This window comes from Pseudomonas sp. S2_H10 (assembly GCF_054668285.1).
In genome coordinates this window covers 5,898,718-5,916,007 of record NZ_CP162754.1, presented here as the reverse complement: position 1 = coordinate 5,916,007, position 17,290 = coordinate 5,898,718, and the positions used below count along the sequence as shown (strand labels likewise).

Annotated in this window: 13 protein-coding genes and 1 pseudogene; 8 read left to right on the top strand and 6 right to left on the bottom strand. The window is 62.0% G+C overall.

All coding sequences use genetic code 11. The annotated features are described in order from the left end of the window. Positions 1 to 59: 59 nt before the first annotated feature. The 6 genes from AB4O16_RS26670 to leuC all read right to left on the bottom strand — a co-directional run bounded on the left by AB4O16_RS26670 (position 60) and on the right by leuC (position 6,645). A complete protein-coding gene (locus AB4O16_RS26670) occupies positions 60 to 1,070 on the bottom strand; it encodes an aspartate-semialdehyde dehydrogenase (RefSeq protein WP_460156221.1) in 1,011 nt (336 codons plus the stop codon). Between the two features lie 281 nt (positions 1,071 to 1,351). After that, entirely contained in the window at positions 1,352 to 2,464 is a 1,113-nt protein-coding gene (gene asd / locus AB4O16_RS26665; protein WP_057715575.1) for an aspartate-semialdehyde dehydrogenase, read from the bottom strand. A 66-nt stretch (positions 2,465 to 2,530) separates the two neighbouring features. Continuing rightward, positions 2,531 to 3,613 carry a 3-isopropylmalate dehydrogenase gene (gene leuB, locus AB4O16_RS26660; RefSeq protein WP_460156220.1) on the bottom strand — a complete coding sequence of 361 codons (1,083 nt, stop codon included), beginning with the start codon at positions 3,611 to 3,613 and terminating at the stop codon, positions 2,531 to 2,533. 51 nt (positions 3,614 to 3,664) lie between these two features. After that, complete coding sequence (locus AB4O16_RS26655) at positions 3,665 to 4,432, bottom strand: class I SAM-dependent methyltransferase (protein ID WP_460156219.1); 768 nt, start codon at positions 4,430 to 4,432, stop codon at positions 3,665 to 3,667. 135 nt (positions 4,433 to 4,567) lie between these two features. Then, positions 4,568 to 5,212 (bottom strand): 3-isopropylmalate dehydratase small subunit, encoded by a 645-nt coding sequence (gene leuD / locus AB4O16_RS26650; protein WP_460156218.1) that lies wholly within the window; start codon positions 5,210 to 5,212, stop codon positions 4,568 to 4,570. Positions 5,213 to 5,214: 2 nt separating this feature from the next. Next, positions 5,215 to 6,645, bottom strand: coding sequence for a 3-isopropylmalate dehydratase large subunit (leuC, locus tag AB4O16_RS26645; protein ID WP_460156217.1), 1,431 nt, complete (start codon positions 6,643 to 6,645; stop codon positions 5,215 to 5,217). A gap of 147 nt (positions 6,646 to 6,792) precedes the next feature. On the opposite strand from leuC, the pseudogene AB4O16_RS26640 reads away from it, so the two are divergent. The 8 genes and pseudogenes from AB4O16_RS26640 (at position 6,793) to AB4O16_RS26605 (ending at position 17,164) form a co-directional block, all read left to right on the top strand. Then, positions 6,793 to 7,682 (top strand): annotated as a pseudogene (locus AB4O16_RS26640) (LysR family transcriptional regulator). 67 nt (positions 7,683 to 7,749) lie between these two features. After that, positions 7,750 to 11,028: a PAS domain S-box protein gene (locus tag AB4O16_RS26635; protein WP_160389409.1), complete on the top strand. Its 3,279-nt coding sequence runs from the start codon at positions 7,750 to 7,752 to the stop codon at positions 11,026 to 11,028. Between the two features lie 395 nt (positions 11,029 to 11,423). Then, positions 11,424 to 12,047: a CDP-alcohol phosphatidyltransferase family protein gene (locus tag AB4O16_RS26630; protein WP_160389410.1), complete on the top strand. Its 624-nt coding sequence runs from the start codon at positions 11,424 to 11,426 to the stop codon at positions 12,045 to 12,047. A gap of 10 nt (positions 12,048 to 12,057) precedes the next feature. Then, the gene (locus AB4O16_RS26625) at positions 12,058 to 13,812 is read left to right on the top strand and encodes a bifunctional alpha/beta hydrolase/class I SAM-dependent methyltransferase (RefSeq protein ID WP_460156216.1); all 1,755 of its coding nucleotides are present in this window, start codon (positions 12,058 to 12,060) and stop codon (positions 13,810 to 13,812) included. After that, the gene (locus AB4O16_RS26620) at positions 13,812 to 15,155 is read left to right on the top strand and encodes a phosphatase PAP2/dual specificity phosphatase family protein (protein ID WP_460156215.1); all 1,344 of its coding nucleotides are present in this window, start codon (positions 13,812 to 13,814) and stop codon (positions 15,153 to 15,155) included. The genes AB4O16_RS26625 and AB4O16_RS26620 overlap by 1 nt, the downstream gene beginning before the upstream one ends. Continuing rightward, entirely contained in the window at positions 15,145 to 15,600 is a 456-nt protein-coding gene (locus tag AB4O16_RS26615; protein WP_460156214.1) for a hypothetical protein, read from the top strand. The genes AB4O16_RS26620 and AB4O16_RS26615 overlap by 11 nt, the downstream gene beginning before the upstream one ends. A gap of 9 nt (positions 15,601 to 15,609) precedes the next feature. Beyond that, positions 15,610 to 16,230, top strand: a complete 621-nt coding sequence (locus AB4O16_RS26610) for a lysophospholipid acyltransferase family protein (protein WP_160389414.1) — start codon at positions 15,610 to 15,612, stop codon at positions 16,228 to 16,230. Between the two features lies 1 nt (position 16,231). Beyond that, positions 16,232 to 17,164: a phosphatidate cytidylyltransferase gene (locus AB4O16_RS26605; protein ID WP_460156213.1), complete on the top strand. Its 933-nt coding sequence runs from the start codon at positions 16,232 to 16,234 to the stop codon at positions 17,162 to 17,164. Positions 17,165 to 17,290 lie beyond the last annotated feature (126 nt).

Genomic DNA, 17,290 nt, shown 5'->3' with positions numbered 1-17,290 from the left:
GCATTCCGGCAAGCATAGGCCCGCCCGGAATCATTCGACAAATTGTTGCAAAGTATCTTTTACAGCAGGTCTTTTATCAACAACTCAGCCAGCTGCACAGCGTTGAGCGCGGCGCCTTTGCGTACGTTATCTGACGTCAGCCACAAATTAAGTTCCGACAGGTCGTCGATACCCTGGCGAACCCGACCCACGTAGACCACATCCTGCCCTACCGCATCGCCCACCGGCGTCGGGTAATCGCCCGCTTCGACCAGCTCGATTCCCGGAGCGTCCTCCAGGGCCGCATTGACTTTCGCCAGATCGATTTCACTCGCGCATTGCAGGGCCACGCTATAGCTATCGCCAAAAAACACCGGGGCTTGAATGCAAGTGACGGAAATCTTCAGTGAAGGCAACGCCATGACCTGGCGCAGCTCACGTACCAGGCGTTTCTCCAGCAGCGTATGACCCTGCTCATCCGGCTTGCCGACCTGGGCCAGCAGGTTGAACGCCATCTGCCGGTCAAAGAACTTCGGTTCCAGCGGTCGTACATTCAGCAGTTCGGCGGTTTGCCGGGCGAGCTCACTCACGGCTTCACGGCCCTGGGCCGACACTGCCAGGCTGGCGGTCAGGCTGATGCGCTGCAAATCGAGCAACCCCATCAGCGGCGCGAGCACCACCGCCAGCGTGGTGGCGGACGGGCTTGGACTGCTGAGCTGGAAGGGCTTTTTCAAGCCGGCCAGCACCTGGGCATTGGCTTCGGGCACGACCTGCGGCGCCTTGTCGGCCGGCAAGGCGCCGGACAGGTCGATCACCGAGCAGCCGGCCTCGATCGCCCGGGAAGCAAAACTCAGGGAAACCGCCGGGCCGGCCGCGAAGAACCCGAGCTGCACCTTGCTGAAATCGAACTCATCGACTTCCCGCACCCGCAGGTTCTTGCCGCGAAACGGCACCGAACTGCCGGCCGATTCGCTGCTGGCCAACAGATGAAGGGTGCCGATCGGGAAATTGCGCTCTTCGAGAATCTGCACGAGTGTTTCGCCGACAGTACCGGTGGCGCCGATCACGGCAATATCAATGGTCTGGGTCATGGTTCTGCCTCTGGCGAAACGGGGGGAGCGGCACTTTACCGGGTGGGTGGCATCCAAGCAATTCCGCCGGGGCTTGTGGTGCCTGTGATGGCCCCTTCGCGGGCAAGCCCGCTCCCACAGGTTTCAGCGGTGTACACAAACCTTGTGATCGACACCGAACACTGTGGGAGCGGGCTTGCCCGCGAAGAGGCCGGTATGGGCAACCCATAAACTCAAGGTTGTCAGGGATAAAAAAACCCGCACCTCTTGCAAGGCGCGGGTTCTTTCATTGCTTCAGTCGATCAACGCTCGAGCAGGATCCGCAACATGCGGCGCAGCGGTTCGGCCGCGCCCCACAGCAGTTGGTCGCCGACGGTGAACGCGCCGACGAACTGCGAACCCATGTTCAGTTTGCGCAGACGGCCAACCGGGATGTTCAGGGTACCGGTGACCTTGTTCGGGCTCAGTTCCTGGATGCTGGTTTCACGGTTGTTCGGCACCAGCTTGACCCAAGGGTTGTGCTGGCTGATCAAACCTTCGATATCAGCGATCGGCACGTCTTTGTTCAGCTTGATGGTCAGTGCCTGGCTGTGGCAGCGCATGGCGCCGATACGCACGCAGATGCCATCGACCGGGATCGGGCTCTTGAAACGACCGAGGATCTTGTTGGTCTCGGCCTGGGCTTTCCACTCTTCGCGGCTCTGACCGTTCGGCAGTTCCTTGTCGATCCACGGGATCAGGCTGCCGGCCAGCGGTACACCGAAGTTTTCAGTCGGGTACGCGTCGCTGCGCATGGCTTCGGCCACACGACGGTCGATGTCGAGGATCGCGCTGGCCGGATCGGCCAGTTGATCGGCGACAGCGGCGTGGGTCGCGCCCATTTGCTTGATCAGTTCACGCATGTTCTGCGCGCCGGCACCGGAGGCCGCCTGATAGGTCATGGCGCTCATCCACTCCACCAGACCCGCTTCGAACAGACCGCCCAGGCCCATCAGCATCAGGCTGACGGTGCAGTTGCCGCCGATGTAGTTCTTGGTGCCCGCGTCCAACTGCTGGTCGATGACCTTGCGGTTCACCGGGTCCAGAACGATCACCGCGTCATCCTGCATGCGCAGGCTGGAAGCGGCGTCGATCCAGTAACCCTGCCAACCGGCTTCGCGCAGTTTCGGGAAAACTTCGCTGGTGTAGTCGCCACCCTGGCAGGTCAGAATCACGTCAAGGGTTTTCAGCTCTTCAATGCTGTAAGCGTCCTTGAGCGGAGCAATGTCCTTGCCCACGGACGGGCCTTGGCCACCGACATTGGAAGTGGTGAAAAACACCGGCTCGATGAGATCGAAATCCTGCTCTTCCAGCATCCGCTGCATGAGCACGGAACCGACCATACCGCGCCAACCGATCAGACCTACACGTTTCATCGCAACTACACCTTCTTGAAATGTGGACCGCTGCCTTGTCTTGATTTTGGCAGCGGGCCCGAGAGATTACAGATTCCGCAGCGCGGCGACTACTGCGTCACCCATTTCCTGCGTACCGACTTTAGTGCAACCGGCCGACCAGATGTCGCCCGTGCGCAAGCCCTGATCCAGCACCAGGCTCACGGCTTTCTCGATGGCATCGGCGGCAGCCTGCTGATTGAAGCTGTAACGCAGCATCATCGACACCGACAAAATGGTCGCCAGCGGGTTGGCAATGCCCTTGCCCGCGATGTCCGGCGCCGAACCGTGGCACGGCTCGTACATGCCCTTGTTGTTGGTGTCCAGGGACGCCGACGGCAGCATGCCGATGGAGCCGGTGAGCATCGAGGCCTGGTCGGACAGGATGTCGCCGAACATGTTGTCGGTGACGATTACGTCGAACTGCTTCGGTGCGCGCACCAGTTGCATGGCGGCGTTGTCGACGTACATGTGGCTCAGTTCGACCTCAGGGTAATCCTTGGCCACTTCTTCGACGATTTCGCGCCACAGCTGGCTGGACGCCAGTACGTTGGCCTTGTCCACCGAGCACAGCTTCTTGCCGCGCACCATCGCCATGTCGAAACCGACACGGGCGATACGGCGGATTTCGCTTTCGCTGTACGGCAGGGTGTCGTAGGACTGACGCTCGCCGTTTTCCAGGGTACGGGTGCCGCGTGGCGCGCCGAAGTAGATGCCGCCGGTCAGTTCGCGAACGATCAGGATGTCCAGGCCGGCAACGATTTCGGCTTTCAGGCTGGAAGCCTCGGCCAGTTGCGGGTACAGGATCGCCGGACGCAGGTTGCCGAACAGGCCCAGTTGCGCACGGATTTTCAGCAGGCCGCGCTCAGGGCGGATGTCACGTTCGATGGCGTCCCATTTCGGGCCACCCACAGCGCCCAGCAACACGGCGTCGGATGCGCGGGCGCGTTCCAGGGTTTCATCGGCCAGCGGCACGCCGTGCTTGTCGATGGCGGCGCCGCCGATCACATCAAAGCTCAGCTCGAAACCCAATGCGAACTTGTCGCTGGCCAGCTCAAGTACTTTAACCGCTTCGGCCATGATTTCCGGGCCAATACCGTCACCTGGGAGAATCAGAATCTGCTTGCTCATGCTTTCCTCATGTCATCAGTCGGTGCGCCCTTGGACGCACCCGGAAAAATTCTATCGCTCAGCCATCAGCACCAGTACATCGGTACTGAACGAACCATCGGCCTCAATCTCAAAATATTCGCGTACTTCATTGCCCATCGACTGCTGCAACGCGCGGATCGCCGCGCGCATCACCTCGGGTGTGCGCATGCGCTCGACCCAGCTGCTGTACTCCAGACGCAAACGCTGACGGGTGGTACTGCGGGTGTGCAGCCCCGCCTCGCTGACCTGGCGCAACCACTCGCCGGCGGAATAATCGCGCACATGGCTGGTGTCGCGCAGCACTTCGACGCTTTGCAGGTAAGTGTCGAACAGCGGGCTACCCGGTGACAACACGTCGATGAACGCTGCGACGCCGCCCGGCTTCAACACCCGACGCACTTCGCGCAAGGCCAGGCCGAGATCGCTCCAGTGATGCGCCGAATAGCGGCTGAAGACGAAATCGAACTCGCCATCGGCGAACGGCAGCCGTTCGGCGGCCCCGTTGACCGTGGATACATTGCTCAATCCACGATCGGCAGCGGCGGTCGCCACCACGTCGAGCATCTGCTGCGACAGGTCATAGGCCACGACTTCTTTCACCAACGAGGCGACGTGGAAACTCACGTGACCGGCGCCGCAGCCAAGGTCCAGCACCCGCGCCTCGCCCTGCCCTGCCAGCTCGGCCTGTAGCAGCGCGAATTCGGTGCCTTGAGCGTGTACGGCGCTGCTCAGATAGGCCGAAGCCTGTTCACCGAATTGCTTCTGGACTACCTGGCTGTGCTGGGCGGTGCTGGTCATGGGGACTTCCTTTTAGTCTTGTGGTGCCTGTTCCGACCTCATCGCGGGCAAGCCCGCTCCCACAGTAATTGCGGTGTACACAAAACCTGTGGGAGCGGGCTTGCCCGCGATGAGGCCGGCCCTGACTACATCAAATCAAGCGTCGCGAAACAACCAAGGCTGGCTCGCACGGTGCTTGGCCTCAAACGTCGCAATCGCATCGCCGTCCTGCAAGGTCAGGCCGATATCGTCCAGGCCGTTGAGCAGGCAGTGTTTGCGGAAGGCATCGATTTCGAAGCTCAACACCTTGCCGTCAGGACGGATCACGGTCTGGGCCTGCAGATCGACCTGCAACTGATAACCCGGATTGGCCTCGACCTGCTGGAACAGCTCATCGACTTCGGCATCGCTCAGGATGATCGGCAGCAAGCCGTTCTTGAAGCTGTTGTTGAAGAAGATGTCGGCATAGCTTGGCGCGATGATGCTGCGGAAACCGTACTCTTCCAGTGCCCACGGCGCGTGTTCACGGCTGGAGCCGCAACCGAAGTTCTCCCGGGCCAGCAAAACGCTGGCGTCCTGGTAACGTTCGGCGTTGAGGACGAAGTCCTTGTTCAGCGGACGCTTGGAGTTGTCCTGGTACGGCTGCCCCACATCCAGGTAACGCCATTCATCGAACAGGTTCGGGCCAAAACCCGTGCGCTTGATCGACTTCAAGAACTGCTTCGGGATGATCTGGTCGGTATCGACGTTGGCACGATCCAAAGGCGCGACAAGACCAGTATGTTGGGTAAATGCTCTCATGCTTACTGCGCTCCCTGAATCAATTCACGGACGTCGATGAAACGACCGTTCACGGCGGCGGCCGCGGCCATGGCCGGGCTGACGAGGTGAGTACGGCCACCGGCACCCTGACGGCCTTCGAAGTTACGGTTGGAGGTCGAGGCGCAATGCTCGCCACTTTCCAAACGGTCCGGGTTCATCGCCAGGCACATCGAGCAACCCGGCTCGCGCCATTCGAAACCGGCTTCGAGGAAAATCTTGTCCAGGCCTTCCGACTCGGCTTGCGCCTTCACCAGGCCCGAGCCCGGCACCACGATGGCCTGCTTGATGGTCGAGGCCACTTTGCGGCCCTTGGCGATCACGGCCGCAGCGCGCAGGTCTTCGATCCGCGAGTTGGTGCACGAACCGATGAACACGCGGTCGAGCTGGATGTCGGTGATCGCCTGATTGGCGGTCAAACCCATGTATTTCAAGGCGCGGACGATGGAATCGCGCTTGACCAGGTCCATTTCCTTGGCAGGATCCGGCACGTTCTGGTCAACGGCCAGGACCATTTCCGGCGAAGTGCCCCAGCTGACTTGCGGCTTGATTTGCGCGGCGTCGAGCTCGACCACGGTGTCAAATTTGGCGTCGGCGTCAGACACCAGGTCTTTCCAGGCTTCGACGGCCAGGTCCCACTCTGCGCCTTTCGGAGCGAACGGACGACCCTTGACGTACTCCACGGTTTTTTCGTCCGCAGCCACCAGGCCTACACGAGCGCCGGCTTCGATGGACATGTTGCAAATGGTCATGCGGCCTTCGACGGACAGGTCGCGAATCGCGCTGCCAGCGAATTCGATGGCGTGGCCGTTACCGCCGGCGGTGCCGATCTTGCCGATCACGGCGAGGACGATGTCCTTGGCGGTCACGCCGAACGGCAATTCGCCTTCGACGCGCACCAGCATGTTTTTCATCTTCTTGGCGACCAGGCACTGGGTGGCGAGCACGTGCTCGACCTCGGAAGTGCCGATACCGTGAGCCAATGCGCCGAATGCGCCGTGGGTCGAGGTGTGGGAGTCGCCGCAGACCACGGTCATGCCCGGCAAGGTGGCGCCCTGCTCCGGGCCGATGACGTGGACGATGCCCTGGCGGATGTCGTTCATCTTGAATTCGACGATGCCGTATTCATCGCAGTTGTCATCGAGGGTCTGGACTTGCAGGCGCGAGACCTGGTCGACGATGGCGTCGATGCCGCCCTTGCGCTCCGGCGTGGTCGGTACGTTGTGGTCCGGGGTCGCGATGTTGGCATCGATGCGCCATGGCTTGCGCCCGGCCAGACGCAGGCCTTCGAAGGCTTGCGGCGAGGTCACTTCGTGGATGATGTGACGATCGATGTAGATCAGCGCAGAGCCATCGTCGCGCTGCTTGACCAAGTGCGAATCCCAGAGCTTGTCGTAGAGCGTTTTGCCGGCCATCAGACGGTTCCTCATCAGCTTGTTTCTATGCCCCGGGCTTTGAAATTTTCAATAACCCTTTGGCTTGTGAGGCTGATCCTATGGGGTTACATTAAATAACTCAAATTCATATTTTTTATGCTTTGGATAACCAACTGGAATACGACCATGGACCTGGCCAACCTCAATGCCTTTATTGCCATCGCCGAGACCGGCAGCTTCTCCGGCGCCGGTGAACGCCTGCATCTGACGCAGCCGGCGATCAGCAAACGCATCGCCGGCCTGGAGCAGCAATTGAAGGTGCGATTGTTCGACCGGCTGGGACGCGAGGTCGGGCTGACCGAAGCCGGCCGCGCCCTGCTGCCACGGGCCTACCAGATTCTGAATGTCCTTGATGATACGCGCCGCGCCCTGACCAACCTCACCGGCGAGGTGACCGGTCGTCTGACCCTGGCCACCAGTCACCACATCGGTTTGCACCGCTTGCCTCCCTTATTAAGGAGTTCACCCGCCGCTATCCCGAGGTGGCGCTGGATATCCAGTTTCTCGATTCGGAAGTGGCCTACGAGGAAATTCTCCATGGCCGCGCCGAACTGGCGGTCATCACCCTCGCACCGGAACCCCATGCACTGGTCAAGGCCACGCCGGTGTGGGACGACCCGCTGGATTTCGTGGTCGCCCCGGAGCATTCACTGCTGCACAACGGCAAGGTCAGCCTGGCGGACATCGCCCGCCACCCGGCGGTGTTCCCCGGCGGCAATACCTTTACCCACCACATCGTGCAGCGGCTGTTTGAAGCCCAGGGCCTGACGCCGAACATCGCCATGAGCACCAACTACCTGGAAACCATCAAGATGATGGTCTCGATCGGCCTGGCCTGGAGCGTTCTGCCGCGCACCATGCTCGATGAACAGGTGGCGCGCATACCTTTGCCGGGCATACAGCTCACTCGCCAGCTAGGCTATATCCTGCACACGGAAAGGACGCTGTCGAACGCTGCCCGGGCCTTCATGGCCCTGCTGGACGCTCAACTCGAATCGCCAGGGACTCAAGGCTAACTTGTGCTACTCCTATAGAGCCGCGAATTCCTGCAACAAACGCCCAAATTCAGCCTAAGGCTTGCCAATGCCCAAATCTGTTGACCGTATCCCGCCGATGCCGCGTATCCAGGCCATTGACCCGCAAAGCTCCGAACAGGGCTGGGAAAGTGCCTCGCAATTGTTGGCCGCGCTCAACGGCGCGCGCCTTGGCGCCTGGTATTGGGACATCGAACGCGGGCAGATCAGCTGGTCCCGGGGTACGCAGGCACTGTTCGGCTTCGATCCCCGGCAACCGTTGCCACATGATCTGGAATACCTCGACCTGCTGCCGCCGGAGGATCGCGCCAAAACCGTCCGCGCCTTCCACGCGGTCATCGCCGGCGCGCCGCTGGAGCAGGCCATGCACCACCGCATACGCTGGCCCGACGGCAGCCTGCACTGGCTGGAAATCAGCGGCAGCCTGTTGCCGGACAAGCAGGGGCGGCCACGCATGATCGGCGTGATCCGCGAAATCACCCACCAGCGTCAGCGTGAACAGGCGTTGAGCAGCTCGGAAAAACGCTTCGCCACCCTGTTCCACCTGTGTCCGAACATGGTCCTGCTGACCCGCCAGGAAGACGGGCTGATCACCGAAGCCAACCAGTATTTCGAAAGCCTGTTCGGCTGGCCGGTGCAAAACGCGATCGGCCGCACCACCCTGGAACTGGGTCTGTGGGTGCACCCCGAGCAACGGGCCGACCTGGTCAAGGCCACCAAAGCCAAAGGCGACGTGGTCAGCATGGAAGTGCAGTTTCGCGCCAGCAACGGCCAGATCCATGACGGCATCCTCAGCGCGCAAAAAGTCGAGCTCGAAGGCCAGCCCTATCTGCTTAGCACCTTCCTTGACACCACCGAACGCAAAGTCGCCGAACATGCCCTCAAGGACAGCCAGGAACGCCTCGACCTGGCCCTGGACTCGGCGCAACTGGGCACCTGGGACTGGCACATTCCCAGCGGCATGCTCTACGGATCGGCACGGGCCGCCCAACTGCACGGCCTGGAAGCCAAACCTTTCCACGAGTCCTTCGACGAATTCTTCGAGGGCGTGCCCGATGAAGAACGCGACACCATGCGCGACGCCTACCGCAGCCTGCGTGAAGGCCCGGCCGGCAACTATCAATTGACCTACCGCGTGCAATTGGCCGACGGCAGTTCACGTTACCTGGAAAGCCGCGCCCGCCTCTACCGCGATGAAAGCGGCGTGCCGGTGCGCATGGCCGGCACCTTGCTGGACATCACCGACCAGGTGGAGCGCGAACAACGGCTGGTGGCCTCCGAAGAGAAATTCGCCACGCTGTTCCAGGTCAGCCCCGACCCGATCTGCGTCACCCACCAGGACAGCGGCCAGTTCATTGAAATCAACTCCAGCTTCACCCAGACCTTCGGCTGGAGCGCCGCCGATGTGATCGGCCGCAGCGCCGACGAAATCGGCCTGTGGGACGCCTCGGCGAAAAGCCTGCGACGGATCGAGCAAGTGATCCGCGAACAAGGCCTGAACAACGTCGCCATTCTGGTCCAGCACAAGGACGGACAGGTCCTGACCTGCGTGATTTCCAGCCGCCAGATCAGCGTCGGCGACCAGCCCTGCATCGTCACCACGCTGCGCGACATCACCCAGCAACAGCGCTCGGAAGCGGCGCTCAAGGCCAGCGAGGAGAAATTCGCCAAGGCCTTCCACTCCAGCCCCGACGCCATCACCATCACCGAGCGCGACACCGGACGCTACCTGGAGGTCAACGACGGATTCTGCCGCCTGACCGGCTACCGCGCCGAAGAAGTGGTGGGCCGCACGGTGTACCAGGTCGGGATCTGGGCGGAAGAAAAACAACGCTCGGCGCTGCTCGCCGAATTGCAGATCAAGGGTCGGGTTCATCACCAGGAAATGCTCGGGCGCAACAAGCGCGGCGAGCTGCTCACCGTCGAAGTCTCGGTGGAGCCGATCACCCTCAATGAAACCGCCTGCCTGCTGCTGACCGCGCGGGACGTGAGCCTGCTGAAAAACGCCGAAGCGCAGATTCGCCACCTGGCCTATCACGACCCGCTGACCAACCTGCCCAACCGCGCCTTGCTGATGGACCGCCTGAGCCAGCAAATTGCCCTGCTCAAACGGCATAACCTGCGCGGCGCGCTGATGTTCCTCGACCTCGACCATTTCAAGCACATCAACGACTCCCTCGGGCACCCGGTGGGCGATACGGTGCTGAAAATCATCACCGCGCGCCTGGAGGCCAGCGTGCGCATGGAGGACACCGTTGCGCGCCTGGGCGGTGACGAATTCGTGGTGCTGCTCAGCGGCCTCGAAGGCTCGCGCAACGAGGTCAGCGATCAGGTTCGCGAAGTGGCCGACACCATCCGCGAGCTGCTGTCCGAACCGATGTTCCTCGACGGCCAGCGCCTGCAAGTCACACCCAGCATCGGCATTGCGCTGATCCCCGATCACGGTTCGACCCCGACCGACCTGCTCAAGCGCGCCGACATTGCGCTCTATCGCGCCAAGGACTCGGGGCGCAATACCGCGCAGATGTACCACAACACCATGCAGAAGGCCGCGAGCGAACGCCTGCGCATGGAAACCGATCTGCGCCTGGCCCTTTCCCGGGGCGAGTTTCGCGTGCATTACCAACCCCAGGTCGACGCCCGGGGCGACCGCATCGTCGGCGCCGAGGCCCTGGTGCGCTGGAATCACCCGGACCTCGGTGCGCAGTCACCCACCGAATTCATCAAGGTCCTGGAAGACAGCGGACTGATCCTCGAGGTCGGCACCTGGATCCTCGACGAAGCCTGCCAGGCCTTCAAGCAATTGATCGACCGCGGCCTGGTGAACCCGTACAAATTCAGCCTGTGCGTGAACATCAGCCCGCGCCAGTTCCGCCAGAACGACTTCGTCGAGCGCATCGAAAACAGCCTCGCCACCTACGGGCTGCCCTGCACGTTGCTGAAGCTGGAAATCACCGAAGGCATCGTCATCCAGAACCTGGAGGACACCATCAACAAAATGCGCCGTCTGAAAAAACTCGGCGTGAGCTTCGCCATGGACGACTTCGGCACCGGCTATTCCTCGCTGACCTACCTCAAGCGCCTGCCGGTCGACACCCTGAAAATCGACCAGTCGTTCATCCGCGACGCCACCAGCGACCCGAACGACGCCGAGATCATCCGCGCCATCGTCGCCATGGCCCGCAGCCTGGATTTGAAAGTGATTGCCGAAGGGGTGGAAACAGCGGAGCAACTGGAGTTCTTGCAGGGGCTGGAGTGTCACTTCTACCAGGGGTATTTGCACAGCCAGCCGTTGCCGGTGGAAGAGTTTCAAAAACTTTTGAAATAACCCCCAACTGTAGGAGCGAGCCTGCTCCGGGCGGCGCTCCGACGATGGACGCGAACGATTACGCGTGCAGACTGGAAAAATACGGTCTCCTACACACTTTCGCCAAAAAACCGTAGCAGAAGGCGATTGATTCTCCATTTCCTACACACATCCCGGAAACGTCCCATTTACGTTTATCTCCCCCGCGTTAACCCTGTGCGCCGCACTTTGCCATGTCCCGGTTTTCACTCGGGAGCAGGCGCCGATACGCGCATCATGATGTTTGGCTTCGCCCATGCTCGAGCACGGGACCGGGTGTCCTTCCTTCAGCGAACTGCCGGGAACGCCTGCCCCCGGTCTCGCAAGATGCCATCTACACTCAATTTCCGTCCCCCCACTGGCTGAGACCCCTCCACGTGCCCAGCATCTACCAGATCAAACCCGCCTTCCAAAACCTCCTGCGCCCTCTGGTCCGACGTTTGTTCGACAACGGCACCACGGCCAACCAGATCACGCTGCTGGCGGGCATTGGCTCGGTGCTGGTGGGTGCGGTGATCGCCGGCTTCGTGCGGCACCCCTGGGTGTTCGCACTGGTGCCGGTGTGGATGATCGTGCGCATGGCGCTCAACGCCATAGACGGCATGCTGGCTCGGGAATTCGGCCAACAGTCGCGCCTGGGCGCCTACCTCAATGAGCTTTGCGATATTGCCGCCGACTGCGCCCTGATCCTGCCTTTTGCCCTGTTGCCGGACGTCAGCCTGTGGCTGGTGCTGCTGGTGACCCTGCTGGCGTTGTTCAGCGAGTACAGCGGCGTGCTGGGGCCGATGATCGGTGCCTCGCGGCGCTATGACGGGCCCATGGGCAAGAGTGACCGGGCTTTCGTGCTGGGGGTGGTGGCCGCCGGCATCGCGGTGGGCTGGATCAACGCTTTCTGGATCAATGGAGTGTTCGCAATCATCGCGGTGCTGTTGCTCTGCACACTGTTAAACAGGGTCCGCCAGGGCCTCAGGGAAGTACAACAAGACGGCTCTTCAGCCTAAGGAATCGGCAATGCGCGAAGCTCGCCCGCAGACATTCACCACCCATGATGGCGTGGAACTGTTTTACCGATACTGGCCTGGCACCCCCGCCCCGGCCGAGGCGCGCAAGGCCGTGCTGTTGTTTCATCGCGGCCATGAGCACTCGGGGCGCATTGCCCACCTGGTGGATGAACTGGACTTGCCCGACTACGACTTCTTCGCCTGGGATGCCCGTGGCCATGGCCTCTCGCCCGGCGCTCGCGGCGACAGCCCGGGGTTTGCCACCAACGTGCGCGACGTGCAGACCTTCTGCGAACACCTGAAGACGACCTACCAGATTGACGAAGAAAATCTCGCGGTGATCGCCCAGAGCGTCGGCGCGGTGATCGTTGCCACCTGGGCCCACGATTACGCGCCACGCATACGCTCGCTGGTGCTGGCGTCGCCGGCGTTCAGGGTCAAGCTGTATGTGCCCTTCGCCCGTCAGGGGCTGGCACTGCTGCGCAAGTGGCGCGGCAATTTTTTCGTCAACAGCTACGTCAAGGCGCGCTTTCTCAGCCATGACCCGCAACGCGTCGCCAGCTACGACAATGACCCGCTGATCACCAAGGCCATTTCCGTGAATGTCTTGCTCGGTCTCTACGAAGCCGCCGAGCGGGTCGTGGCCGACGCCCAGGCCATTCAGATACCTGTTCAGTTGCTGATTTCCGGTGCCGATTTCGTCGTGCATCGCCATCCGCAGGAACAGTTCTTCGATCGCCTGGGCAGCCCGCACAAGGAAAAACATGTGCTGCCGGGCTTCTTCCACGACACCCTGGGCGAAAAGAATCGCGGCCTCGCCGTCGCCAGTGCACGCCGCTTCATCCTGCAGAACTTCGTCCAACCAGGCACCCGCCCTTCCCTGCTGGCCGCCGATCGCCTGGGCCTGACCTGCGCCGAGTCCGAATCGCTGGCCGCGCCGCTGCCACACAACTCCTTGCGTGATCTGTACTGGCGCATGACCCGCGCCAGCATGCGCCTGGGCAGTCAGCTGTCGTCGGGGATCAAGCTGGGGTTCGACACCGGCTTCGACTCCGGCAGCACCCTCGACTACGTCTACCGCAATACCCCCACCGGCACATCCGGTCTCGGCCGCCTGATCGACCGCAACTACCTCGACTCCATCGGCTGGCGCGGCATTCGCCAACGCAAGCTGCATGTCGAAGTGCTGCTGCGCCTGGCCATGCAGCAGTTGCGCAACCAGGGACGCGAGGTGCGCATCGTCGACATCGCCGCCGGACACGGACGCTACATTCTCGAAGCCTTGCAGGGCGTCAGCCCGCTGCCGGAATCAATTCTGTTGCGCGACTACAGCGACATCAATGTGCGCGACGGCAGCGCGCTGATCCGCGAAAAAGGACTGGAAGGGATCGCTCGATTCGTCAAGGGCGACGCCTTCGACCGCGCCGATCTGGCCGCACTGGCCCCCAGGCCGACCCTGGCGGTGGTATCCGGTTTGTACGAGTTGTTCGCCGACAACCAAATGGTCGGCGCCTCCCTCGCCGGGCTGGCCGAAGCCGTCGAGCCCGGCGGCTATCTGGTCTATACCGGTCAACCCTGGCACCCACAGCTGGAACTGATCGCCCGCGCCCTGACCAGCCACCGCGAAGGCCAGGCATGGGTCATGCGCCGCCGCACCCAGGCGGAAATGGACCAACTGGTGGAGGCCGCCGGTTTTCGCAGGATCGACTTGCGCGTGGATGAGTGGGGCATTTTCAGCGTCGCCCTCGCGCAACGGGTGTCGTGATGCAACTCACTGCAACGGCGACACGTGAGCCTGGCTTGCTCAAACCGGCGGTGCTCTGGCTAGTGCTGCTGGCGCCGCTGTTTTTCGGCACTTATGGTTTCGCCACTTGGGTCACCGATCAGCGCGACGATGTCGGCAGCCTGGTGTTCGGCTGGGAAAGCCATATGCCTTTCTGGGCCTGGACCATTGTCCCGTACTGGTCCATCGACCTGCTGTACGGCTTGTCCCTGCTGCTGCCGCGCAGCCGCGAAGAACTGAAGCGTCATGCCTTGCGCCTGCTGACCGCGCAGGTGATCGCCGTCAGTTGCTTTCTGATCTGGCCGCTGCGCTTCACTTTCGCCCGGCCGGAACTGGATGGCGTGTTTGGTTGGCTGTTCGACGTCCTCGCCGGCTTTGACAAGCCGTTCAATCAGGCGCCATCGCTGCACATCGCCTTGCTGGTAATCCTCTGGAGCTGCTATCAACGGCACTTGCAGGGCATCTGGCGCACGGTGATGCATGGCTGGTTCGCCCTGATCGGGATCTCCGTACTGACCACTTACCAGCACCACTTCATCGATCTGCCCACCGGCGCAATGCTCGGCTGGCTGTGTGTCTGGTTATGGCCGCTGGAGGGTTCCTCCGTCCTGCAAACCGTGCGTCTGGCACCCCGGGGCAAACGCTGGAAACTGGCGCTGCTTTACCTGCTGGGGGCGGTGGCTTTCACGGTCCCGGCTTTTGCCTTGGGGGGAATCTGGCTGTGGCTGCTCTGGCCGGCGCTGGCCCTGCTGCTGGTGGCGTTCAATTACGCCGTGCTGGACGCCGGCGGCTTTCAGAAGCGCGCCAACGGACGCCTGTCCGCCGCCGCCCGCTGGCTGTTTGGCCCCTATCTGGCCACCGCCTGGCTCAATTCGCGCCTGTGGACCCGCAAGGCCCCGGATCCCGATCGGGTACTCGACAACGTCTGGCTCGGGCGCATACCGACTCGGCGGGAACTCAAGGACAGTGCCTTCAACGCAGTCTTCGATCTGTGTGCCGAGCTCTCGCTCAATCCCGGCACCGTCACCTACCGCTCATTGCCTGTCCTGGATCTGACGGCACTCAATGCCGCGCAATGCGAGGAAGCCGCGCAGTCCATCGAAAGCCTGCGTCAGCAAGGACCGTTGCTGGTCTGCTGCGCCCTGGGTTACTCACGCAGCGCCACTGCGGTGGCTGCCTGGTTGCTGCAGACCGGGCGAGCCGCGAGCGTCGATGACGCTATCCAACTGATCCAGTGCGCACGCCCGGGTATAGTTCTGGGCCCCCTTCATCGAAAAGCCCTGCAGCAGGTAGCGACCCGCATGGAGAGCAACATTGTCCATTGATATGCAACTGCAGCTGACAGCCAGTCTGTTGCGTCGTGGCGACTCGCTGGATCGGCTGTCCACCGGGCTCACCCTGTTGGGCGCCTTGCTCGGCCTCAGCCAGTATGTCCTGACCAACCCGGGGGCCTGGGGCGTTACCTGCAGCAGCGGGCTTTTGGTGCTCGGCCTGTGGCAGAAATACTGGGCGCTGCGGGTCGCTTTCGATGCCGATCTGTTCCAGCGCCTTGCCCGGAGCGCTGCAGATCTCGGCGAGCGCACCCAGGCCCTCGATCAAGCCCTGACAGCGCTGAATCTACAGCCCGCCGAACGCGCAGGGCGCCCCTGGAGCCAACGCATCGCCGGTGCCCTCAAGCTGTTGCGGCGCCAGGCAATGCTGGTGGCGGCGCAAGTCCTGTTGACCCTGGTTTTCATCCTGGCCGGCCCCTGGCTGGCCGTAGCGGGATAAGGAGTTCTCATGCTGGAACCCGTGGTTGCCACCCTCATCACGTCTGCCGCGCGCCTCCTTACCGGCGCCCGCAGCCTGTGGCTCGGTTGTGCGCCGCAAGCGGTGCAGCGCATCTATTTCGCCAACCACAGCAGCCATGGCGATTTCGTGCTGCTGTGGGCATCGCTGCCGCCCACCTTGCGCGACATCACCCGACCGGTCGCCGGCGCCGATTACTGGCTCAAAAGCCCCCTGCGCCGGTACATCATCAACCGGGTGTTCAATGGCGTGCTGATTGACCGCGAGCGCAAGGACAACGCCGATAATCCGTTGCAGCCGATGCTCGATGCCCTGGCAAACGGCGATTCGCTGATCATCTTCCCTGAAGGCACGCGCAATCCCGAAGACGGCCTGCTGCCGTTCAAAAGCGGGCTGTATCACCTGGCGAAACAGTACCCACAGGCGCAATTGATCCCGGTGTGGATCGCCAACCTCAACCGCGTCATGCCCAAGGGGCGCGTGCTGCCGCTACCGCTGCTGTGCACCATCAGTTTTGGCGCCGCGCTGGCCGTGGGCGAAGAGGAAAGCAAGGCGCAGTTTCTCGAGCGCAGCCGCGAAGCGCTGCTGAACCTGGCCGGGGAGCATGCCTGACATGGACAGACAGACCTTGATGTTGTTCGCAGGTATCGGCGCGTTTCTGCTGCTGGCCTCGCTGATCGGTTTTGTACTCAAACGACGCACCCGGGGAACCGCCAACCCGGTGATCGACAACCTCAACGCGCGCATCAATGCCTGGTGGGTGATGGTGCTGGTGATCGGGGTCGCCTTCTGGCTTGGCACCACTGCGGTGATCCTGCTGTTCTACCTGGTGTCGTTCTACGCCCTGCGCGAATTCATGACCCTCACGCCGACCCGCGGCAGCGACTACCCGGCACTGGTGGCGGCTTTCTACCTGGCACTGCCGTTGCAATACCTGTTGATCTACTACGATTGGTACGGGCTGTTTTCCATCTTCATCCCGGTCTACGTGTTTTTGCTGCTGCCGATCCTGGCGTCCCTGGGTGGTGACAGCACACACTTTCTCGAGCGCGCCTCAAAGGTCCAGTGGGGTCTGATGATCGCGGTGTTCTGCGTGTCCCACGTACCCGCCCTGCTGACCCTGGACATCGCCGGTTATGAAGGGCGAAACCTGCTGTTGATCGCCTATCTGGTGATCGTGGTGCAGATGTCGGATGTGCTGCAATACGTGTGCGGCAAGCTGTTCGGCAAACGCAAGATCGCGCCGAAACTGTCGCCCTCCAAAACCGTGGAAGGCTTTGTCGGCGGCATTCTGCTGGCCTCGCTGATCGGCTGCGCCTTGTGGTGGATCACGCCGTTCACGGCGTGGCAGTCACTGTTCATCGCTCTACTGATCAATTTGCTGGGTTTCGCCGGCGGCATCGTGATGTCGGCGATCAAGCGCGACCGGGGCGTGAAGGATTGGGGACACATGATCGAAGGCCACGGCGGCATGCTCGACCGACTGGACTCGGTGTGTTTTGCAGCACCGATCTTCTTTCATCTGGTGCGCTACGGCTGGACTTGAGCGCTTCACCCCACCCCGGGAAAACGCAATACCTGTAGGAGCCGGCTTGCTGGCGATGGACTCCAGTGCGCCGCGTTTATCCAACTTTCCCACGTTATCTTTGACGACCATCGCTGCGATGCGGCG